The sequence below is a fragment of the Variovorax paradoxus genome (assembly GCF_030811855.1).
In the GTDB taxonomy this organism is placed as follows: domain Bacteria; phylum Pseudomonadota; class Gammaproteobacteria; order Burkholderiales; family Burkholderiaceae_C; genus Variovorax; species Variovorax paradoxus_L.
The window spans coordinates 319,410-342,151 of record NZ_JAUSRN010000002.1 but is presented as its reverse complement, the minus strand read 5'-3'; the positions used below and the strand labels follow the sequence as shown (position 1 = coordinate 342,151).

General features: G+C 64.3%; 16 protein-coding genes. 11 read left to right on the top strand and 5 right to left on the bottom strand.

The window, feature by feature from the left end:
- Positions 1-384 precede the first annotated feature (384 nt).
- The 4 genes from J2X92_RS06425 (at position 385) to J2X92_RS06410 (ending at position 5,321) form a co-directional block, all read left to right on the top strand.
- Complete coding sequence (locus tag J2X92_RS06425; RefSeq protein WP_307574332.1) at positions 385-1,779, top strand: acyclic terpene utilization AtuA family protein; 1,395 nt, start codon at positions 385-387, stop codon at positions 1,777-1,779.
- Entirely contained in the window at positions 1,776-2,147 is a 372-nt protein-coding gene (locus tag J2X92_RS06420) for an AtuA-related protein (protein ID WP_307574331.1), read from the top strand. Before J2X92_RS06425 ends, J2X92_RS06420 begins: the two co-directional genes overlap by 4 nt.
- A 47-nt stretch (positions 2,148-2,194) precedes the next feature.
- Positions 2,195-3,163: a Bug family tripartite tricarboxylate transporter substrate binding protein gene (locus J2X92_RS06415; RefSeq protein ID WP_307574330.1), complete on the top strand. Its 969-nt coding sequence runs from the start codon at positions 2,195-2,197 to the stop codon at positions 3,161-3,163.
- 61 nt (positions 3,164-3,224) lie between these two features.
- Positions 3,225-5,321: an alpha/beta hydrolase domain-containing protein gene (locus tag J2X92_RS06410; RefSeq protein ID WP_307574328.1), complete on the top strand. Its 2,097-nt coding sequence runs from the start codon at positions 3,225-3,227 to the stop codon at positions 5,319-5,321.
- On the opposite strand, the gene J2X92_RS06405 is transcribed toward J2X92_RS06410, so the two are convergent.
- Positions 5,318-6,115: an NAD(P)H-dependent oxidoreductase gene (locus J2X92_RS06405; RefSeq protein WP_307574327.1), complete on the bottom strand. Its 798-nt coding sequence runs from the start codon at positions 6,113-6,115 to the stop codon at positions 5,318-5,320. The genes J2X92_RS06410 and J2X92_RS06405 overlap by 4 nt on opposite strands.
- 63 nt (positions 6,116-6,178) lie before the next feature.
- Between J2X92_RS06405 and J2X92_RS06400 the strand changes: the two genes are divergently transcribed.
- The gene (locus tag J2X92_RS06400) at positions 6,179-7,072 is read left to right on the top strand and encodes a LysR family transcriptional regulator (RefSeq protein WP_307574326.1); all 894 of its coding nucleotides are present in this window, start codon (positions 6,179-6,181) and stop codon (positions 7,070-7,072) included.
- Between the two features lie 30 nt (positions 7,073-7,102).
- Here the strand turns inward: J2X92_RS06400 and J2X92_RS06395 are convergent, their stop codons facing one another.
- Entirely contained in the window at positions 7,103-7,909 is an 807-nt protein-coding gene (locus J2X92_RS06395; RefSeq protein ID WP_307574323.1) for a helix-turn-helix transcriptional regulator, read from the bottom strand.
- Positions 7,910-8,480: 571 nt separating this feature from the next.
- Here J2X92_RS06395 and J2X92_RS06390 point away from each other — a divergent pair.
- From J2X92_RS06390 to J2X92_RS06370, 5 genes are all read left to right on the top strand, one after another.
- Positions 8,481-12,161: a DUF5801 repeats-in-toxin domain-containing protein gene (locus tag J2X92_RS06390; RefSeq protein WP_307574322.1), complete on the top strand. Its 3,681-nt coding sequence runs from the start codon at positions 8,481-8,483 to the stop codon at positions 12,159-12,161.
- Positions 12,162-12,249: 88 nt separating this feature from the next.
- On the top strand, positions 12,250-14,046 hold the full coding sequence (locus J2X92_RS06385; RefSeq protein WP_307574320.1) for a type I secretion system permease/ATPase: 1,797 nt from the start codon (positions 12,250-12,252) through the stop codon (positions 14,044-14,046).
- Positions 14,043-15,776: a type I secretion system permease/ATPase gene (locus J2X92_RS06380; protein WP_307574318.1), complete on the top strand. Its 1,734-nt coding sequence runs from the start codon at positions 14,043-14,045 to the stop codon at positions 15,774-15,776. Before J2X92_RS06385 ends, J2X92_RS06380 begins: the two co-directional genes overlap by 4 nt.
- 45 nt (positions 15,777-15,821) lie before the next feature.
- Positions 15,822-17,195 (top strand): HlyD family type I secretion periplasmic adaptor subunit, encoded by a 1,374-nt coding sequence (locus tag J2X92_RS06375; RefSeq protein WP_307574317.1) that lies wholly within the window; start codon positions 15,822-15,824, stop codon positions 17,193-17,195.
- Positions 17,192-18,538, top strand: coding sequence for a TolC family outer membrane protein (locus tag J2X92_RS06370; RefSeq protein WP_373424794.1), 1,347 nt, complete (start codon positions 17,192-17,194; stop codon positions 18,536-18,538). Before J2X92_RS06375 ends, J2X92_RS06370 begins: the two co-directional genes overlap by 4 nt.
- A gap of 11 nt (positions 18,539-18,549) precedes the next feature.
- Here J2X92_RS06370 and J2X92_RS06365 read toward each other — a convergent pair whose 3' ends face one another.
- Positions 18,550-19,044: an Lrp/AsnC family transcriptional regulator gene (locus tag J2X92_RS06365; protein WP_307574313.1), complete on the bottom strand. Its 495-nt coding sequence runs from the start codon at positions 19,042-19,044 to the stop codon at positions 18,550-18,552.
- A gap of 65 nt (positions 19,045-19,109) precedes the next feature.
- Here J2X92_RS06365 and ilvB point away from each other — a divergent pair, with 65 nt between their 5' ends.
- A complete protein-coding gene (gene ilvB / locus J2X92_RS06360; RefSeq protein WP_307574311.1) occupies positions 19,110-20,900 on the top strand; it encodes a biosynthetic-type acetolactate synthase large subunit in 1,791 nt (596 codons plus the stop codon).
- A 152-nt stretch (positions 20,901-21,052) separates the two neighbouring features.
- On the opposite strand, the gene J2X92_RS06355 is transcribed toward ilvB, so the two are convergent.
- Together J2X92_RS06355 and J2X92_RS06350 are read right to left on the bottom strand one after the other, a co-directional pair.
- Positions 21,053-22,066: an alpha/beta fold hydrolase gene (locus tag J2X92_RS06355; RefSeq protein ID WP_307574309.1), complete on the bottom strand. Its 1,014-nt coding sequence runs from the start codon at positions 22,064-22,066 to the stop codon at positions 21,053-21,055.
- A gap of 113 nt (positions 22,067-22,179) precedes the next feature.
- Complete coding sequence (locus J2X92_RS06350; RefSeq protein ID WP_307574307.1) at positions 22,180-22,656, bottom strand: MarR family winged helix-turn-helix transcriptional regulator; 477 nt, start codon at positions 22,654-22,656, stop codon at positions 22,180-22,182.
- Positions 22,657-22,742: the final 86 nt, after the last annotated feature.

Below are 22,742 nucleotides of genomic sequence, written 5' to 3'. Positions count from 1 at the left end.
GAATCTCGGGCGGTTTGTCTGTGTTGCGGCCAGGAGGCGCCGCAATGGTCGAACTGGCCTTGGCCCGTGAGGGCGCGCGCTACAAATGCGCTTCAGCAGTTCTTTGGCGACCCGACAAACCGACCGAAAGTGGGGCAATGAATTGCTGTGTCTTCCATCGCTCACCTCCGGTCTGTTTGTTTGTCGAGACGCTCAATGTAGCGGCCATGTTGCACATTGGGAAGTGGCGTGTGGCGTCCACGCAGCGGCTAGCAAGTGCCGGAGAGCAGAGTGGGCTCGGCCCTTCCAGGTCCCAATGGCCGGAGGATTCAATCTGAAATCCAGATCAATTGATCCGAATTTTCGATTTTACGGATGACGACGCGCTGCCTAAAGTCGGCTCCGATGAATGCCATTGCACCGCCTCCACTGCTGATCGGCTGCGCGGCCGGCTTTTCGGGCGATCGCACCGATGCCGCCGGGCCGGTGGTCGACACGCTGATCGCGCGGCTCGCCAGCGGGCCGGCACATCGGCGCGCTTTCCTGATCTTCGAAACTCTGGCCGAACGCACGCTCGCGCTCGCTCAACTGCGGCGCCGTGACAACCCCGAGGCCGGCTACGAGCCCTTGCTCGATGCGATGCTGCGGCCCGTGCTGGCGCGTTGCCTGGCACACGGCATTCGCATCGTCAGCAACTTTGGCGCGGCCAACCCGCGCGCCGCGGCGCGCCACATCGCCCGCATGGCGCGCGAGCTTGGCGCCGCGGCGCCTCTCATCGCGGTGGTGGAGGGCGACGATCTGTCGGGCCCCGAACACCGTGCGCTGCTGCATGAAACGCTGGGCGCGCAGATGGAGGGCCTTCGCATCGTCAGCGCCAATGCCTACATCGGCGCCGAGCCGATCGCCGCCGCTCTGGACGCCGGCGCGCAGATCGTGGTGTGCGGCCGCGTGGCCGACCCGTCGCTCACGGTCGGCCCGGCCATGTCGCACTTCGGCTGGCGCGCGGACGACTGGCACCGGCTGGGCCGCGCCACCATGGCGGGCCACTTGCTGGAGTGCGGTGCGCAGGTGTGCGGCGGCTACTTTGCCGACCCGGGCTACAAGGATGTGCCGGGTCTCGAAGCGGTGGGCTTCCCCATTGCCGAGATCGACGCCGACGGGAACTGCTCCATCGGCAAGGCCGACGCGACAGGTGGCCTCGTGAGCGAAGCCACGGTGAAGGAGCAGTTGCTGTACGAGGTGCACGACCCGAGCGCCTACCTCACGCCCGACGTGGTGGCCGACATTGCCGAGGCCGAGGTGAGGCTGCAGCAGGGCGCGGCCGATCGCGTGGCGCTTTCAGGCGTGCGCGGGCACATGCGGCCGAGCCACTACAAGGTGAACGTATGCCACGAAGGCGGCTGGCTCGCCGAGGGCGAGATCTCCTATGCAGGGCCGCGCGCGGAGGCGCGTGCGCGGCTCGCGGCCGAGGTGCTGCGCAAGCGGCTCGATGGGCTCGTGCTGCGCGTGGACCTGATCGGCGCACTCAGCATTCTGGGCGACGACGCCGGCCGCATGCTCGCGGACACGCCCGACACAGGCCTTCGCGACGTGCGCCTGCGCGTGGCGGCTACGCATGCGGAGCGCGGGCAGGCCGAGCGCCTGGCGCGCGAAGTGATGGCGCTCTACACCTGCGGGCCCGCTGGCGGCGGCGGGGTGCGTACCGCGCTCACGCCGCGGCTCAATACCTTGTCTTGCCTGCTGCCGCGAGAGGCGGTGCCGGTGCGCTTCGAAGTGCTCGGTGAGGGGGCCCTGGCATGAACACGAACGCGACAGCAGACATGGTCGAAGTGCCGCTGTACCGCGCCGCCCATGGCCGCACCGGCGACAAGGGAGACCGCTCCAACATCAGCGTGATCGCCTGGCATCCGGAGCTCTATACGTTGCTGGTGGAACAGCTCACTCCTGAAAGCGTGTCGATGCAGTTTCGCCATCGCGCGCCGGCACGGGTGCAGCGCTTCCTGCTGCCCCGGCTGCATGCGATGAACTTCGTGCTCGACACGGTGCTCGACGGCGGGGTCAACGATGCGCTGAACCTCGATGCGCACGGCAAGGCGCTGTCGTTCCTGCTGCTCGACATGCCCATTCGGGTGCCGACAGCACTGATACCGCTGCTGACAGGGCCGTAGCGGCTGCCTTCCTTTTTTTCCTAGCCATTCCATCCGGAGACAAAACAATGAAACGACGTACCCTGACCCTCTCTGCCGCCGCGCTCGCCCTGGCGCCGCTGCTGGGCCATGCGCAGCAGGCCTTTCCAGAAAAGCCCATCACCTTCGTCGTGCCCTTTGCGGCCGGCACCGCCACCGACCAGATCGCGCGTGCGCTGGGCAACAGCATCACGGCAGAAACGAAGCAGCCGGTCGTGATCGACAACAAGGCAGGCGCGAGCGGCTTCATCGCCTCGCAGCAGGTGGCCAAGGCCGCGCCCGATGGCTACACCGTGCTGATCACCACCAACACCACCCACGCTGCCAACGAGCACCTGTTCAAGAAGCTGCCCTACGACCCGGTGAAAGACTTTGCGCCCATCACAGCGCTGGGGAAGGGTGGCCAGATCATGGTGGTGAACCCGTCGTTCCCGGCCAAGAGCGTGGCCGAGTTCGTGGCGCTCGCCAAGAAGGAGCCGGGCAAGTACAGCTTCGGCAGCGGCAGTTCGTCCAGCCGCATGGCGGGCGAGCTGCTGCAGCAGATGGCCGACATCAAGCTGCTGCACGTGCCTTACAAGAGCAACACGCTGGCCGTGACCGACCTCTTGGGCGGGCAGATCCACATGATGATCACCGACGCGGCCACCGGCCTGCCGCAGGTGAAGGGCGGCAAGCTGCGCGCGTTGGGCGTATCGAGCGCCGCGCGTTCGCCGCTCGCCCCCGACGTGCCCACCATCTCGGAAGCGGGCGTGAAGGGTTACGAGATGGGCTACTGGTTCGCGGCCTATGCGCCCGCCAAGACGCCGCCGGCGGTCATCAAGCGCCTCAACGAGCTGCTCGTGAAGGCCGCGAAGAGCGAGTCCGCGAAGACTGCTTTCTACGAACCCACGGGCACCGAGGTGTTCACCACCTCGCCCGAAGAACTCGCCAAGTTCCAGACGGCGGAGTCGCAAAAGTGGGGCCGCATCGTGAAGGCAGCCGGCATCGAAGCCGAGTAAGCGAGCAGCAGCCGTAGCGGAGACCGGCGCCGCACAAATACCTCAACGAAGGAGACAAACCATGAAACGCTGGAGCCTGTTGGCTGCCACGGTGGCTTCGGCCGCCCTTTTTCTGAGCGCATGTGGCGGAAGCGGCGGCGGTGGAGGTGGAGGCGGTGGCTTCGTGCTGCCGCCGCCAGGCGCGACGACACCACCCCCCGCCGCCTCCGAAGCGCCAAAGTTCAAGCTGGCCATCACGAAGACCGAGGACGTGGCCGGCACCTTCGGCAGCGTGGGAGCCTACGAGAAGATCACCGGCACCTTCACGGGCGAGGTCGATCCGAAGGACCCGCACAACGCCATCATCCAGGACCTGTTGCTCGCACCGCGCAACGCGAATGGCAAGGTGGAGTACAGCTCCGACTTCGTGCTCTTCAAGCCAAAGGACATGAGCAAGGCCAGCGGCGTGCTGCGCTACGACGCACCCAACCGCGGCAACATCGTCAACCTCGATCCGTACTTTGCGTCGCGTGGCTACGTGTTCCTCACGGCTGCCTGGCAGGGCGACGTACCCGCCGCGGCAGGCAAGCTCACGCTCCAGGTGCCGGTCGCAAAAAATGCGGACGGCAGCACCATCACCGGCCCCTACCGCGCCGAACTGCTGCCCACTGCGGCCACCAACGATTCGCTGCCGCTGCCCGGCGGGCCGTACAACTCGGCGATGCAGGCCTATGCAACGGCGAGCCTGGACAACACGCAGCCCGGCTACGTGCTCACGCGACGCATCAACGAAGCTGACGCGCGCCAGCTCATTCCCGCAAGCGAATGGAAGTTTGCCAAGTGCAGCGCCGCCGCACCGTTCCCTGGCACACCGGACGAAACGAACGTGTGCCTCAGGGAAAAATGGGACCCGGCCTACATGTACGAGCTGGTCTACGTCGCGAAGGATCCGAAGGTCATGGGCCTGGGGCTCGCGGCCGTGCGCGACATGATCGCCTTCTTCCATCGCGAGGCGAGCGACGCCGCGGGCACCGCCAACCCGGTGGCCGCCGCCATCAAGAACACCATTGCGTCCGGTGTGTCGCAGTGCGGCAACTTCATGAAGACCTTCATCCACCTCGGCTTCAACGAGGACCGGGCAGGGCACAAGGTGTTCGACGGCGTGTACGCGCAGATTGCAGCGCGGCAGACCAACATCAACATGCGCTTTTCGATTCCCGGCGGCGGCGGCGGCGTGCGCACCGATCACACGGCCTTTGGCCAAGCCGGCACTCGCGGGCTGTCGAAGGACTACGTGGACGACGTGGCTCAGCGCCGCGGCGGAATTTTGTCGCGCTGCGAGGCGAGCGGCACCTGTCCCAAGCTCTTCATCGGCTTCAGCGGCACCGAGTTCTTCGTGCTGCAGGGATCGCCGCTGCTGACGGACGCATGGGGCACGGCGGACCTCGTGCAGCCCGGCAATGCGCGCATCTACTACTACGCGAGCACGCACCATCTGCTGGGTCTTCCGTCGCTTCCTGGCGCGAGCGCGGGGGCGCTCTACGCCACCAACGCGAACGCAGGCGTAGTGCCGGTGGTGCGCGCGCTCTACCAAAACCTCGAAGAGTGGGTCGTCAAGGGCATCACGCCGCCCGACAACCAGGTGCCCAAGCTGGCCGATGCCACGCTGGTGCGGCCGCAGCAGCTGAAGTTTCCGGCGATTCCGGGTGCGAGCTACACGGGCCTGGTCAACACCTATTCATTGCTCGACTGGGGTCCGAACTACCGGCCGCAGGACGAGACTGGCATTGCCACGCAAGTGCCACCCGCTTACCTGGGCCGCGACTACGCGATTCTCGTACCGCAGGTGGATGCCGACGGCAATGACATCGCAGGCATTCGCAGCCTGGACGTGGCGGTGCCCGTGGGCACCAACACGGGTTGGAACTACACCAACAAGCCGGGAACCATCGACCTGGCCGGCCTCTTCGGCTCGTACTTTCCTTTTGCCAAGACGCCGGCCGAACGGTCGGGCAGCGGCGACCCGCGGCCTTCGCTCCAGGAGCGCTACACCGACCAGGCCGGCTACGTAGCGGCCGTGACCGCCGCCGCCAACGACCTGGTCACCAAGCGCTTCCTGCTGCAGGTGGATGCCGATGCGGCCATTGCGAAAGCGGTGGCGAATCCGGTGCTGCCCTAACGCGTGTTGTTGTCCGATGCGGTGGTGTGCACCGCAAAACCTTCTTCACCCGGCGCGATGTCGTCGCGCAGGGTGAGGGCGGGGATCTCGTAGTCGCCGAAGTTCTGCGGCCGGAATGGGATCGGATCGGTGGTCCACAGCGTGTCGAGCCGACGGCCCAGGTCCTCGGTGATTCGGTCATAGGCGGCCGTATCGACCTTGCCGGTGCGGTACACCACGAAGGGCGGCAGCACCTCGAAGCCTGGGTAGTAGAGGATGCCATGATGGATCGGGAATAGAAGGTCGTCCATCGGCCCATTGATGCCGCGCGGGCTGTAGTGCGAAGCCCACCCGCCGGTCGTGACCACGAGCATGGCGCGCTTGCCGGCCAACACGCCTTGGCCGAAGCGGTCGCCCCAATGACTGTCGGAATGCTCGCCTACGCCATAGGCAAAGCCATAGGCATAGACGCGGTCGACCCAGCCCTTGAGGATGGCCGGCATCGTGTACCACCAGAGCGGAAACTGGAAGATCACGGCGTCGGCCCACAGCAGCTTGGCTTGTTCGGCAGCGACTTCTTCGCGCTGGGTGCCGGCCTCGAAGGCGCGCAGCGAATCCGTGATGGGATCGAAGGGCGCGCCGGGCTCGAGATGCGCAAAGTCGTCGGCGGCCAGTGTCGCCTTCCATTGCATGGCGTACAGGTCTGACACGCGCACTTCATGTCCCGATTGCACGAGACGTTCGACCATGAATTGCTTCAAAGATCCATTGAGCGAGCGGGTTTCAGGATGGGCATGAACTAAAAGGATTTTCATGCACGCAGCTTAGGCACCGCACGGCTATATTGGAAATGAATAATCTGAATTCCAGGAATAGCCATGGACAATTTCAAGCGGCTCGACCTCAACCTGCTGCTCACCCTCGACATGCTCCTGGCCGAACGCAGCGTGACGCGCGCGGCCCAGCGCCTCAACCTCTCGCAGCCTTCAGTGAGCGTGCAGCTCGCCAGGCTGCGAGAGGTGTTCAACGACCCTTTGCTGGTGCCCGCCCAGCGCGGCATGCGGCCAACCGCGCGCGCCGACGAACTGCGCGAGCCCTTGCGCGAAGCGCTGGAGGCATTGGGCCGCGCCGTGGCGCCCACCAAGCCTTTCGACCCCGCAGAGGCGACCACCACCTGGCGAGTGGCAGCGGCCGACTACGCCGAGTCGGCGATCTTGCTACCCGCGCTTGCAGGGCTTCGAGCTGCTGCACCGAACACCCGGCTCGCCGTGGTGGAGGCGGTGCCCTCGCGCATGGCAAGGCAGCTGGAGCAGGGAGAGATCGACCTGTTCTTTCACACCAGCGTGGGCGCGCCGCCCGGGCTGCACCGGCGGGTGCTGTTCAATGAGCGCTACGTGCTGGCCGGGCGCGCGGGCCATCCGCGGCTGAAGAGAAGGCCCACGCTCGCGCAGTTCTGCGCGCTGGAGCACGTGGTGGTGTCGCTCGGCGGCGGAGGCTTCGCCGGGCCGACCGACGATGCGCTGGTCCAGAAGGGCTTGGCGCGGCGCGTGGCCCTATCGGTGCCGCACTTTCTTTTCATGATGTCGGTGCTGGCCAGCACCGACATGGTTGCGATGCTGCCAGAGCGGCTCGCTCGCGGCGCGCCCGGGCTGCGCGTGGTGGAAGCACCGCTGGAAGTGCCCGGCTTCGAGATGGCGATGCTGTGGCACGAGCGGCGGCACCGGGATCCGGCGCACCGGTGGCTGCGCGAACAAATTGCCGCAGGCCTTTAGGCGGTTTCGGATCCGCCGGTCTGCCGATGGCTACTTGCCAGAGTTGAAGATCCGCTTCAGCACCGGCACCGTCGAGAAGACATTGGGCCACCCGCCGTAGCAGGCTAGATGCGAGACGTTCTTCGGCGCTACCGTATGCACAAGACCGTCGTCGTCCGTCACACCGTCGAGGTGGTAGGAAATCCGTTGAAACGTGGCCGCCATTTTTTGCACGGGATGGCGCGAAGGCGCCGGCTCCAGTTGCGGGATGAACGTAGGTGTTGCTGCGAGCCCAGGTCGAGCCAGATGCCAGCGCCGGCTGTGCTGCCCCTGCTTCGCGAACGCATGAGCGAGGTGCGTCTTGACCGTATTCACGCTAATACCAAGCTGCTCGGCAATTTGCTTGTTGGACAGGTCGCGGTTCATCAGCGACAGGACCTCGTCCTCCCGCGCGGTCAGCCCCACCGCTGGCAAGGCCGCACCGGCGGCCGGACGCCCGCCGATCACCGCCAGTTGCAGCACCGAAAGATACAGCGCCTGCAATACGGGACTCGGAAAGCCCAGCGCGCCTGCCAGGACTGCATCGAGCGATTGTGCGAACTGCTCTGCGCTGGCTCCCCAGTCGACGCAGCCGCGCGCCTGGATCCGGATCGCTGCGTTCAGTCCCTTCGTCGAAGGCTGCTCCCAACCCAAAAGCCAGTCGGTGGCTGGAAAGCGGCGGCGCATATCGTCCAGCCGGCTGATTTGTTCTATCGAGATCAACGTGATGTCCACCAACAGCAGGCGTGGCACTCGTTGCTGGCAGCGGGCTTCCAACTCATCAATGGCGTTCAACTGCGCGTGCTGGATGTCATACATCCGCTCAGGCCTGTGCCGCGAGGCTAGCAGGCCCATTCCCAAGAACGCGGACTTGCGGCTTGCGCAGGTTGCGATGAGAACCGGAACACAGCCTTCCAACGCAGGCTGCGCCACGGGAGGCCGGAGCCAGGCAGGTTGAAGAGAACTCGACGTGCGCAGCGCGGGTTGCGCGAATGGCGACGGCGGGCGAGAGCCTTGCGTAGGCGGCGATGAACCTGCATTCCATGCAGATTCCAGCTCCGCAGACGACGAGCGTGGGACCTGTTTCATGCTTCCCCCGGGCGTTTGTTGAGGAGCCCTTGAAGTAATGATAAAGGTTACACACTTGTCTGGATTGGTTCCGGCCCCTTGCAAGGTATCGAGTTGTATGCCGGGCCAAAACGCTGATGAGTTGTGCGCCGCGTCATCCTTTGGGTGACAACTTTAGAACTATGGACAGCGCGCGGGCCCGAAGTTCAGCATCGGCTCCCCTTTGCTGATAAGTGAACCTGGTCAATTGCCAGTGAACGCACCTCGTTCGGAGTTGCGCTGTTCTCTGTTGGCGTTTTTTTAACCAATTCGAGGAGCGTTTATGTCTTTGCTGGCTTTGACACCCGGATCGACTGTGACTCTGGACGAAACCGCAGGTTTGCAGAACGCTGCTGACCTTCTCGCACTTCCAGGCGACAGTAACGACAACGACACCGCACTTACGCTGCCGACCGCATTCAGCAATCGCCTGACGGGTTTGGGAACACCTCTCGACACCGCCCTGAGTGGCTATACCGGAAGCAACTCCGGCACCAACGCATTCACGTTCAGCGTAACCGGCGCTGTCACCGATATTTCGTTCACGGACTCAACTGGCGCTCCACTCGCTGGTTTGGACAGCGGCCTCGATACGGCCAGCGGCGCCAGCATCTTGCTGTACACCGACACGATCAACAACAACGTCGTCTACGGGAAGGTCGGCACTGTCGTCGTGTTCGCGGCCTATCTGGAGGAGACGGGAAGTCCGGTCTCTGGCGCCAAGATCTGGATGGTCCAGTACCAAGCGATAACGAATCCTGATGCGACCAACCCCGACGATTCAGTCAACCTGCTGAACAAGATTTACGTCAGTGTTAGCCAAGATGCGGAGTTCAATCTCGCAGGTGCGCCTTCTGGTCAGAACCTGTTCCTGATGTTCACGAAGACTAACCCGACGATCGTTGATGGCCGGATTACTGACGTGTCGATCATCGCGACGGGTAAAGAGCCGGCAAATCAGTCGGGGGCGACCGACAGCACCGCCGACGACATCAGCATCACGACCGGTGACACGATCAACACCAGCAAGGCTGGCGGGCCGACCACGTTCGGCACCAACAGCCAGATGATCACGGAGCAGGAGGGCATCCGCTTCACCTTCGTGACCGGCGCCAGGGCGGACGTCACCATTCCGAACCTGGACCAGAACGAGGCCGATCTTGAGTCGAACATCGATTTCCAGGCCATGTTCGGAGCAAGGACTGCCGATTTTGATGTTGTGCAGTTGCAAAGCGGAAAGAGTGCGCAGGTCAAGGTCACCGCGTACACCACTGCCAAGGAGAGCGGCAACAGCTTCATCGAGGGCTATTTGAACGACACGGTCGTTCCTATCTCGGGCGTGCGCGTGCTTGACTCCGTCACTGGGGCGGTTCTCGAAACCTTTTCGAGCGGTGCCGAGGGCGCGCTCAGTTCGACCATCGGCATCAGCATCGACAGCATCACCGGCGTCGCGACGATCATCGGCGTCAAGGCCGGCTACTCAATCGAATACACGACGTCCGCCGACCACAACCGCGTGCTCATCGAAAACGGGGCGGAGACCAATGCCTCGGGCAACACCCACGCGGACTTCGACATTGGCGGGTTCCGGCTGCTGCAGGTTTCTGCCGCAACGGCCGAGGTCGGCTCGATGATGAACTTTGAGGACGATGGCCCGTCCATCGTGCTGGCGACGCCTACCGACACGGCGGTGGTCAACACGCAGGACGCCGACACCATCGGAGCAGCGACCGACTCCGCTACCATGAACTTCGCGACCGCCTTCGGCACGACTTCGAGCAGCTATGGCGCGGACGGAGCAGGCTCGACCAATTCGGTCCTCGCTCTTGGCGTGAAAACGCAAGGTGGCGACTCGGGGCTCAAGAGCAATGGCGTGACCATCTACCTGTACCTGGTGGGCGGCAAGGTCATCGGTTCGACATCCGCTACCGAAGCCGGCATTCTTGCCGCCAACACCATTTTCGACTTGGCCGTGGCAAGCGGCTCGGTGACGCTGCAGCAGTTTGCCGAAATCGATCACGCACTTCCGGGGTCTTCGTCGAACTACGCGGACCAGGAGGCCACGATGGCCGACGATCTGGTCACGCTCCGCGATACGGTGACCATCACTGATAGGGACGGCGATACCGCAAGCGATTTCAAGGTGCTCAATATCGGCGCCAACATCAGGTTCGACGACCATGGTCCATCGGTCGTACTGGCGGCGCCGACGGACACGCTGCAGGTCGGCACGCAAGACGCCGACACCATCGGAGCCAACACAGATTCCGCCGTCCAAAGTTTCGCGAGTGCCTTCGGCGTGACTTCGAGCAGCTATGGCGCCGACGGGGCGGGCACCACCAATTCGAGCTTCACGCTCGGCGTATCGACCCAGGGCGTCTCTTCCGGGCTCACGAGTGACGGCGCAACCATCAGGCTATACGTGGTGGGCCTCAAGGTGATTGGTTCGACTTCGGCCACCGAGGCTGGCATCACGGTGGGCAACACCATCTTCGACGTCGCGGTCAGTGGAGCCGGCTCGGTCACGCCTCAGCAGTTCGCCGAAATTGACCACGCGGGTCCGGGCGTCGGATCCAACTACGCGGCCCAGCAGGCCACGATGACCGACACGCTGATCACCCTGACCAACACGGTGACGCTCACCGACGGAGATGGCGACACCGCCAGCGATTCGAAGCTGCTCAACATCGGCGCTAACATCAAGTTCGACGACCACGGCCCAACGGTGACCGCTATCTCCGACCTCACCGGAGCAAACGACGGCCAGCCCATTGCGGGAACCTACAACTTCTCCGTGGGCGCTGACGACGTGGACAACGCCTCGACCGACGGCATCGTGCTGACAGGGACAGGCCTGACCGGCACGACTGCCGGCGGACGGCCGATCACCGATACGGCCGTCACGCACTTTGCCGAAGACGCCACGACGGTCACTTACCACTTCAGCTTCAACTACTACCCAGGGCCCACCTCGACGACGACACAGGCCGCAACCGGCTCGGTCATCTTTAACAAGACGAACGGTACTTACAGCTTCGACCTGGACCAAATCTTCGGAGGACAAACGACGTTCTCCACGAGTGCACCACTGGCTACCTTCAACTACGACACCGAGGGCAACAACTCGCCCGAGATCGTGGTTCAGAAATACAGCAACGACTTCTTCGGGGTGCTGTCCGCCAGGGCCGCCACACCTCCGAGCGACACCAGCGACCTGGTGTCAAGCACTCTCAATGATCACGAGTATGTTGCGGGCGACACCTTCAACAGCGTGAGTGCCGGTTTTGTCAATGTCGCAACCAGCACCCTTGGCGTGAACTCCGACACCGTGCAGGCAGGCGAGTTGCTGAACTTCGACTACTACAGATCGAATCCGGTGAGCAACCCCACTGTGACGAGTCCGCCGCCAAGGCCCGACGCGACGATCGTCGGTACGGACAGGGCCTACGCTGACGCGATCAACATCACGATCGATCAGATCACGGACGGTGAAGACGTGGCTGTTCTGCTGAAGTTGGTCAGCAAGACGAACAGCGCCAACACGACGACCACGCTCCTGATTGCCAACTCTGCGACGGACTATCAGTCCGCCGGAGGAGGCATGAAGATCGTCAGCATCGGCACGGACGACTACGACAGCGCTAACTACAAGATTGCCGGCGTGCAGGTCGTGAGCAGCACTGAAGACCTCACCGGTACAGGCGTCAGCCTGAGTACCCATGGCTCGGTCGATCTGACCGCGGCCGGGATGAACTACGCCGATACATCGGACAACGACGTGTTCAAGATCATCAAGATCGACGTGATCACATCGACCACCATCAACTCGGATGTGGACCTGAACTTTGCGGGCCAGCTGATCGACGGCGATGCGGACTACGCGAACTTCAACTTTGACGTACACCTGGAGATCGATGGCGTCGCCAACCTGATCGGCACGACCAACCAGCCTGAGGTCGTGTAGCGGTCTCTCGGGCAAGGGGAGGCAGCGATGCCGCCCCTTGCCACTTCGCCTGTTTCCAGGCGAATCGATGTCAAAGGAGCGAGTTGGCATGAAAGCTCAGGAAAAGTCCGGCGAACTGCGGCAGGCGATGACGTCGCTCCACGCCTACTTCGTGCGGGCGGCCTGGTTCAGTGTGTGCTCGGGCCTTCTCTTGCTGGCGCCGAGCGCCTACATGCTCGAGGTGTATGGGCGGGTCGTGAACAGCCGCAGCACGCTCACGCTGGCGATGCTGACGTTGCTGGTCCTGGCCGCCTACTGCCTGATGGAAGTGCTCGACTGGGCGCGCGCGGAGGTGATGTACCGGGCGGGGCAGAAGCTCGATCAGAAGCTGCGAGACCGCGTGTTCGTCGCCATCTTCGAAGCGGGTCTCAAGCGCGTGTCGGGCGGAACCGCGCAGCCGCTCAACGACCTTCGTACGCTGCGGGAGTTCCTGTATTCACCGCCGCTGCTGGCGCTGATGGAAGCGCCGGTGGCGCTGGTCTTCATGGGGCTCATGTTCGCGATCAGTCCTGTGCTGGGCTGGTCGGCCGTGGTGGGCTCAGTTTTGCAGGTGTTCGTCGGTTGGCTCAACGACCGGAACACGCGGCCACCGCTGGTGTCGGCCAATCGCTGCGCGATCGAAGCGCAGCAATATGCGGATGCTGCCCTCAGAAACTCGCAGGTCATTGAGTCGATGGGCATGCTGCGTGACGTCCATCGCCGCTGGATGGGCAAGCGGCGCGATTTTTTGCAGCGCGAGGCTGTGGCCTCGGACCGCGCCGGGGCCTACCAGGCCATCAGCAAGTTCATGCAGATCACCATGGGTTCACTGTTGCTTGGCCTGGGTGCCTGGCTGCTGCTGAAGAACCAGCTCAACGGCGATGCCGGAATGATGGTGGTCGGCTCGATCCTCGGCGGCCGTGCCCTGGCGCCGCTGGTGCTGCTGGTGGCGCAGTGGCGCACGGTGGTCCAGGCGGGCGATGCGTGGCAGCGGCTGAGCAGCCTGCTGAGCGCCATTGCGCCGCGGCCGGAAACGATGCCCTTGCCGCCGCCCAAGGGCGCGCTGCAAGTCGAAAACCTTGTCGCAGGCGCTCCGGGTGGTGGCTCGGCCATCTTGAAGAACGTGGCCTTCAGCCTGCTGCCTGGCGAGGTGCTTGCCGTCGTCGGTCCTTCTGCTGCGGGAAAGACGACGCTGGCACGCCTGATCGTCGGGCTTTGGCCGACGGCGAGCGGCAAGGTGAGGTTGGACGGCGCTGACGTATTCGCATGGGACAAGACCGAGCTCGGTCCGCACATCGGCTATCTGCCGCAGGACGTGGAGTTGTTCGAAGGCACCCTGGCCGAGAACATTGCGCGCTTTGGAGACGTGCGGCCTTCAAAGGTCAAGGAAGCTGCGCTGGCCGTCGACCTGCATGCCTACATCACCAACCTTCCGCTGGGCTACGACAGCCCCATCGGGCCCGAAGGCACGGTGCTGTCGGGCGGCCAGCGGCAGCGGGTCGCATTGGCGCGTGCGCTGTACGGCGATCCCGCACTGGTGGTGCTCGACGAGCCGAACTCGAGCCTCGACGACGCCGGCGATGCCGCGTTGACGGCCGCCATTCTGAATCTCAAGGCGCGCGGCACCACGTTCGTGATCATGACGCACCGCACCAGCGTGCTGTCCGTGGCCGACAAGATGCTGGTGCTGTCCGACGGCGCGATGCAGGGGTTCGGCCCGCGCGACGAAGTATTGGCTGCGCTGCGGAAAGCGGGCGAGCAGGCAATGGACCGCGTGCGAAAGGCCGCCAACCAGCCCGTGTCGAGACGGCGCGACGCCGAAAACGCCGCGAGCGTTGCGCCAGAAGGGGCGAGCCCACAGCCATGAAAAAACCATCGTTCTTCAACCGCAGCGAAATGGCGCGCGCACTTTGGGGATTCCGAAAGGAGTTCCTGCTGGTAGGGGCGCTCAGCTTCCTGGCCAACCTGCTCATGCTGGGGCCGACCCTCTACATGCTGCAGATTTTCGATCGCGTGCTGTCCAGCCAGAGCGAACTGACCTTGCTCGCGGTGTCCTTGATCACGCTGCTGCTGTTCGTGGCGCTGGCCTTGTCGGAATGGCTGCGTTCGCGCCTTTTGGTGCGTGCCAGCCTGCGTTTCGACCGGCAACTGAGCACGCGGGTGTTCAACGGGAGCTTCCGGGCCTATCTCGGGCAATTCGGCCAGTCGGCGTCCAACAAGTCCAGGCCCTTCTCGGACCTCAACCAGATCCGCCAATTTCTCACCGGCCCCGGCGTCTTTGCGCTCTTCGATGCGCCTTGGACCCCGATCTACATCGCGGTGATTTTCTTTCTTCATCCCTGGCTGGGCATCCTCGCGCTCGGCTTTGCGCTGGTTCAGGCTGCGCTGGCATGGTTCGGACAGCGGCAGACCGTCGCGCCGGCGGAAGAGGTGCTGAAAGCCTCAGGCGAAACGATGGGCGACTTGCAGGGCAAGCTTCGGAACATCGAGGTGCTCGAATCGATGGGCATGATCGCCAACCTGCAGAAGCGCTGGAATCGCCAGCATGCGGCTTGCATGGACAAGGGCGCCATGGCGCAGGGCTTCATCAACCGCGTGGCCGGCTGGAGCAAGTTCATTCGCTACAGCCAGCAGTCGCTCGCATTGGGGGCAGGCGCGCTGCTGGTGATCGATGGCCAGTTGACGCCAGGCGCCATGATTGCGGCGAACGTGCTGATGAGCCGCGCGCTGGCGCCTATCGACCAGCTGGTCGGCACGTGGCGCGGCTTTGTCTCTTGCCGCAGCGCATTCCAGCGGCTCGAAAGACTGTTGGACGAATACCCGCAGCAGGAACACGTTCCTTCCCGGGCCGCACCGACCGGGGCCATCAGCCTGCAAGGCGTCTTTGCAGGTGCCGCGGGCCGCCCCGCACCCATCCTCAAGAATATTTCGTTTGCGGTTTCCGCAGGCACCGTGGTCGCGGTGCTGGGCCCTTCGGGCTCGGGCAAGTCGACGCTGGCGAAGGTGATGGTGGGCATCTGGGGCGCGTCTTCCGGCGCAGTGCTGCTAGACGGCGATCCCATCAGTGACTGGAATCGCCTGGAGCTGGGGCCGCACATCGGCTACCTGCCGCAGGACGTGGAGTTGTTCGGCGGCACCATCGCCGAAAACATCGCGCGGCTCGGCGAGGTCGATTCGCGCAAGGTCCTCGAGGCCGCAAGCAGCGCCGGCATGCACGAGACGATCCTGCGTTTTCCCAAAGGCTACGACACCCCCATCGGCGACGCAGGCAGCCTGCTTTCCGGCGGGCAGAAGCAGCGCATCGGCCTGGCGCGTGCGATCTATGGCGACCCTTCGCTCATCGTGCTGGATGAGCCGAACGCCAACCTCGATGACGCGGGGGAGGCTGCACTGGTCATCGCCATTCGGCAGTTGAAGGCCAAGGGAAAAACAGTATTCCTGGTGACGCACCGCCAAGGCGCGATCTCCGTGGCCGATCGCCTCATGGTCTTGAGGGATGGCGTGCTGGCCGCGGACGGCCCACGCGACGCCGTGCTCGCGTCTCTCCGTCGCCCGCAGCCTGCGGTGCGAACGGTGGCCCTGGTGCAGTCGGCTTGAGGCGGCGCCTTCGTCCATTTATCGATTCATCTCCGGGAGCTTCAAATGGCCAAACCGAATCTTCTCAGGGACGTCACCTCCAACCCGTTGCCGGCTGAAGACGTCGACCGGTCGCAGGACGATGCAAATGGCCTCAAGAGCGATTTCGGCCGCGCAGGGCGCATCGGCGCGTGGGCACTGGCCGCCGGTTTCGGCGGCTTTCTGCTGTGGGCTGCATTTGCGCCGCTGGACGAGGGCGTGCCGAGCCAGGGGCAGGTGGCCATCGACACCAAGCGCAAGGCTGTTCAGCACCAGATCGGCGGCATCCTCAAGGAGGTGCGGGTGGGCGAGGGCGACCAGGTCAAGGAAGGCCAGTTGCTCTTCAAGCTCGACGACGCCGCGGCCCGGGCGAGCTTTGAAACCGTGCGACAGCGCTATCTGGGTTTTCGCGCCATACAAAGCCGGCTGCTGGCGGAACAGGCGGGCCAGAACACCATCGACTTTCATCCGGACTTGCAGGCGGCGGCCTCGGACCCGCTGATCCGGCAGCAGATGTTCAACCAGGAGCAACTGCTCAGGTCGCGCCGGGCCGCCTTGCGCGCCGACCTGCAATCGATCGAAGAGAACATCCAGGGCCAGCAGGAGTTGTCTCAAGCTTATTCGAGCATGCTGGTCAGCCGCAGAACGCAGCTTTCGCTTCTGCACGAAGAACTGGGCCAGACGCGCAAGATGGTCGGCGAAGGCTTTGCCCCGCGCAATCGCCAGCTGGAAATGGAGCGCCAGGTTGCGGAATCGAACACCTCCATTGCCGAACTCATCGGCAACATGGGCCGCGCGCGGCGCTCCATCGCAGAGCTTCGCCAGCGTGCCATTGCCCGGCAGCAGGAGTACCACAAGGAAGTGGAAACCCAGCAGGCCGAAGTCAGCCGCGAAGTGCTTGGCGACTACGAGAAGTTTGTCGCCCTGCGCGATGAACTGGGCCGCACCGAGATCCGCTCGCCCGCATCGGGCCAGGTGGTGGCGCTGGTGGCGCAGACCGTTGGCGGCGTGATCGCGCCGGGGCAAAAACTGATGGACGTGGTTCCTGTCAACGAGCCCTTGCTGCTCGAGACCCGGGTGCCGCCGCACTTGATCGATCGCATCCGCGCCGGCATACCGGTCGATGTGCGCTTCTCATCCTTTGCGCATTCTCCGCAGCTCGTGGTGCAAGGCAAGCTGGTTTCGGTTTCTGGCGACCTGCTGACCGACCCGCAGACCAACGCGAGCTACTACTTGGCGCGCGTGGCCGTGACGCCGGAAGGCCTGAAGAAGCTCGGAAAGCGTTCGCTGCAGCCGGGCATGCCGGTCGAGGTGGTCTTCAAGACCGGGGAGCGCTCGCTGCTGGTCTACCTCCTGCATCCGCTCACCAAGCGCATTGCCGCCTCGATGACGGAAGAATGAAGGTGAAGCAAAAAAAACAACTGCTGGCATTCGCTGCTGCTGCCGCCGGCCTGTTCTCCGGGCAGTCTTGGTCGCTCGACTTGTCGCAGACCTATGGGGAAGCGCTGGTTCAAGACTCGACGATCCGCGCCGTGCGCGCGGCCACGGACGCCCGGCGCGAGCGCTTGCCGCAGGCCCGGGCGCAGCTGCTTCCGAGCGTGTCGGCAAGCGTCTCCCGCTATCGAAATTCGCTGGAACGAACCTCGCCCGATGCCTCCGGGCAGCTGGTCACCGCAAACCTGCGCTACACCAGCAGCAGCGAAGCGTTGACCTTGCGGCAGCCGCTCTTTCGCATGCAACTGCTGGCCGACTACCGCCAGGCGCGAGCGCAGGTCGACGATGCGGAGGCAACGCTGGAGCGCGAGACGCAGAACGTCGGCGTTCGTGTGAGCGCTGCCTATTTCGAGGCGCTCCTGGCCGAGGAACATCTTGCGCTGGTGCTGGCGCAGAAGACGGCCTACACGACCCAGTTCGATGCCGCGCAGAAGCGTTTCAGCGCAGGCTTGGGCACGCGAACCGACATTGACGAAGCACGTGCGGCGCTGGACCTCAACGTGGCGCAGGAACTCGAGGCGCGCCAGAACCTGGACTTCACACGCAGGCAGATCCAGAGCCTGGTCAATCGCCCGATCGACAGGCTGGCGCCGCTCGATCCGTCCAGGATGCGGCTGGTCCCGCCGGTGCCAGACCGGCTGGAAGCCTGGGTCGAGCAGGCCGAGATCAACAGCCCGGAACTCCAGTCGCTTGTCGCGCAAGTCGAAGCGGCCAAATACGAGGTGGAGAAGGCCCAAGCCGGCCACTACCCAACCTTGGACGCCGTCGCCCAGTGGTCGCGCAACGACAGCGACACGATCACCAGCATCAAGACCCGCTACACCAATCGGTCCATCGGCCTGCAACTCAACATTCCGCTCTATGCCGGCGGCTACGTGAGTTCGACCGTGAGGCAGGCGCTTGCAGGGCAGCAGCGTGCCGAAGAGGCCCTCGAAGCCATGCGCCGCGACCTGGGGGTGCGCCTGCATCGCGAGTTCCGCGGTGTGACGGAAGGCGTCCTCCGGGTGCGGGCGCTCGAACAGGCGGTGCGGTCCGCGGAGCAGGTCGTCATCTCGAACAGCCGATCGTTCGAGGCCGGCAGCCGCACCTTGCCCGACGTGCTGAATGCGGAGCAGCTGAAGGTTTCCGCGCAGCGCGACCTGGCACAGGCCCGCTTTGTCTACATGCTGTCGCGCGTACGCTTGCAGGCGCTTGCGGGCGGCCCCAAGACCGAGGTCATCGACGAGATCAACGGCTGGCTCGTGCGTTGATTCCTTGCCCGTCAGATGACAGGCACGCTGGTCTCCTTCAGCACGCGCAGCACGAAGTGCGATTTGCTGTGGCGGATGCCGGGGATCTTGTAGAGCTTTTCGCGCAGCAGCCGCTCGTAGTCGCGCGTGTCGCGCACCGCGATGCGGATGTAGTAGTCGTAGTCGCCTGACACGAGATACGCCTCCTGGATCTCCGGAATGGTTGCGAGCACGCGGCCGAAGTCGTACAGCGTTTCGTCGGTGTGGCTTTCGAGCGTGACCTGCACGATGACCGAATCGTGATAGCCGAGCTTGGACGGATCGACGTCGATGGTGTAGCGCTTGATCACGCCCTGAGCCTCCAGCTTTTTGATGCGCGTCCAGCAACTGGTGGGCGACAGGCCGACCTCTTGGCCGATCTCCTGCAGGGTCTTGCGCGAGTCGAGCAGCAGCACCCGCAGGATCGCCATGTCGATCTTGTCGAAAGATCCTTCTTCTTTGGTGGGTATTTTCCGAAGGGTTTTCATTAAATGGGGTGAATGAGCCAAAAGAAAGACGCAAATTCTGCATCAGAATCGGAAGAATCGACGGCATGCGACTGCTCGACCTTCCTCCCACTTCTTCTCCATCCCTTCAGCACGCGGGCTCCGTCGATGCGACCCGCGTGCGCAATGGGGCCGAGGCGCTGCTCGACACATTGGTCGAATGCGGCGTCGACACTCTTTTCGGCTACCCCGGCGGCGCCGCGCTGCCGCTCTATGACGCGCTCCACGGCGAGCCGCGGCTGCGCCACGTGCTTGTGCGGCACGAGCAGGCCGCAGTGCATGCCGCCGAAGGCTATGCGCGCACCACGGGACGCGTGGGTGTGGTGCTCGTCACGTCTGGGCCGGGCGTGGGCAACACCATCAGCGGCCTGCTCGACGCCATCAGCGACTCGGTGCCGCTCTTGTGCATCAGCGGGCAAGTGGCGACGGGGGTGATCGGCACGCAGGCCTTTCAGGAGAGCGACGCGCTCGGCATGTCCAGGTCGGTGACCAAGTGGAACCAGCAGGTGCGCGCGCCCGACGACGTGCCGCAGCTGGTGCGCCGCGCGCTGGAGATCGCCGCATCGGGGCGGCCCGGGCCGGTGCTGCTCGACGTGCCCAAGGATGTGCAGCTCATGCGGCTTGGGCACGGTGCCGAACCCCGGCCGCTGCGTGCGCTGCGCACGGGCAGGGCCGCGCTGCCGCCAAGGGCCATGCTGCAGCGCGCGGCCGACCTGATCTCGACGGCTCGCCGCCCAGTGCTCTATGGCGGCGGAGGGCTGATCAACTCGGGCCCCGCCGCGTGCGAAGCCTTCGCGCAGCTGGCGCACCGCCTGCACGCGCCGTGCACGCTCACGCTGATGGGGCTGGGCGCCTTTCCCGCATCGGACCCGAAGTTCATCGGCATGCTGGGCATGCACGGCATGCTCGAAGCCAACCTGGCCATGCACGAGGCCGACCTGGTCGTATGCGTCGGCGCACGCTTCGACGACCGCGTGACCGGCAAGCTCGACGAGTTCTGTCCGCATGCGCGCAAGATTCACATCGACATCGATCCGGGCAGCATCAACAAGGTGGTGAAGGTCGACGTGCCGATGGTGGGCGATTGCGGCGACATCGTCCAAGCCCTGCTCGCGCTGTTGCCCGCGAACGACTTTGCGCCGGAGCGCCTTGCGCCCTGGTGGCAGCGCATCGAACGCTGGCGGGCGGAAGATTGCCTTGGCTTCACGCCGCGCGCTGATGCGATCCTGCCGCAGCAGCTGATGTCGTCATTGCAGCGCGCCATCGCCGGGCGCGATGCCATCGTGTCGACCGACGTGGGACAGCACCAGATGTGGGCCGCGCAATACCTGCGCTTCGATCGGCCGCGGCGCTGGCTCACATCGGGCGGCGCCGGCACGATGGGCTACGGATTGCCGGCAGCCATTGGCGCGCAGGTTGCGCACCCTGGCGCGCTCACGGTGTGCGTGAGCGGCGATGCGTCGGTGCTGATGAACATCCAGGAGCTTTCAACGGCTGTGCAGCACCGCACGCCGGTGAAGCTGGTGCTGTGCAACAACGGCTACATGGGCATGGTGCGCCAGTGGCAGGAGCTCAACCACGGCAACCGGCTGAGCCACAGCTGGAACGAGGCGCTGCCCGATTTCGTGGCACTGGCCAAGGCTTTTGGTTGGGGTGCGCGGCGCGTGAGTGATCCGGCCGAGCTGGAGGCGGCGCTTGCAGAATGCCTTGGCAGCGAAGGGCCGTTTTTCCTCGACGTGCAGGTTGCTGCACAGGAGAACTGCTTTCCGATGATGCCGGCGGGGTGTGGGCACCACCGGGTGATGCTTTCGAAGGACCGGTGGTACGAAGCGGCCTGAGGTCTTTCTCCCTCTCCCTCTGGGAGAGGGCAGGGGTGAGGGCATGTGCTTGTGATGAGGCGCGGCCGTTTCATCGACGCCGACGCCCTCACCCCAACCCTCTCCCAGAGGGAGAGGGGGCAAGAGGCCCTGCTACAGGGCCGGTGGAACGCTCAGGACTTGATGAACGCCAGCAAATCCGCGTTGAACTTGTCCTTGTGCGTATCCGTCAGCCCATGCGGCGCGCCCGGATAGACGATGAGCTTGTTGTTCTTCACCAGCTTGGCCGATGCCAGGCCCGAAGCGCCGATCGGCACGATCTGGTCGTCGTCGCCGTGGACGATGAGCGTGGGCACGTCGAACTTCTTCAGGTCTTCGGTGAAGTCGGTTTCCGAGAACGCCTTGATCGAGTCATAGGTGTTCTTGTGGCCGGCCATCATGCCCTGCGTCCACCACGCGTCGATCAAGCCTTGCGAGACCTTCGCTCCCGGACGGTTGAAGCCGAAGAACGGACCCGTGGGCAAGTCCTTGTAGAACTGCGAACGGTTCGCGAGCTGGGCCGCGCGCAGGCCGTCGAACACCTCCATCGGCAGGCCGCCCGGATTGGCGGCGGTCTTCAGCATTTGCGGCGGCACGGCCGAGATCAACGCGGCCTTGGCCACGCGCTTGGTGCCGTGGCGGCCGATGTAGCGCGCCACCTCGCCGCCGCCAGTCGAGAAGCCGACCAGGATGGCGTTCTTCAGGTCCAGCGTTTCGATGACAGTGGCCAGGTCGTCGGCGTAGGTGTCCATGTCATTGCCGTTCCAGGGCTGGCTGGAGCGGCCGTGGCCGCGGCGGTCATGCGCCACGGCGCGGTAGCCCTGCGATGCAAGGAACAGCATCTGCGATTCCCAGCTGTCGGAATTGAGCGGCCAGCCGTGGCTGAACACGACGGGCTGGCCCGATCCCCAGTCCTTGTAGTAAAGCTGGGTGCCGTCCTTGGTGACGATGGTGTTGCTCATGAGTTGCTTTCCTTTTGAAGATGCAGGTACCGCACCGGCTTTCGGCGCGGCGGTTGAAGCGGCGGATGCCACTTGGGAGAAGCCGGTCCCCACAAGGGCCCCGGCTGCAACGGAAGCGCCGCCGACCAGCAGGCTGCGGCGGGTCGGGGCGGCGGTAGTGAGATTCTTGTTGCTGTTGGCGGACATGGTGCGTTCCTTTTTTGACGTGGTGGTTAATGCAAACTAAAACTATCGTTCGTATGAATATCGCGTGCGATATAAATCCGAGAGAAAAACAGGAAGGCAGACGCGGCAGGCCATCACGCGTTCCTGTCGAGGTTGGAACGCAGCGTTTTCAGCTGCGTGCGCAGCTTGACGATGTCCTTGGGCGGCAGCTCCATGGCCTCGGCGAGGCATGACGGAAGCGCCTTGGCCTTGGCGCGTAGTGCTCGGCCTTCGGCGGTGAGCGACACGATCACCTGCCGTTCGTCCGTTGCCGACCGCACCCGCTGGATGAGGCCGCGCGCTTCGAGCCGCTTGAGAAGGGGGGTGAGGGTGGTTGTTTCGAGCGCCAGCCGTGCGCAGATCTCGGATACGTTCACGCCGTCCTGCTCCCACAGCACGAGCATGACGAGGTATTGGAGGTACGTCAGGTCGAGGCCCCGCAGCAGGCCGCGGTACACCTTGTTGAGGCTCAGCATCGTCGAATAGAGGGCGAAGCAGAGCTGCTCGTCCAGCGCCAATGCATCGCCCTGGGGGGCGGCTGCGGACTTGGCGGGAAGTGGCTTGGAAGGCATGGGCCGAATGATATATCGCATGCGATCTAATTGCAAGCGATAGAGTGCAAGTGCCAGATGAGCAACTCCGGCATTTGTACACCTGG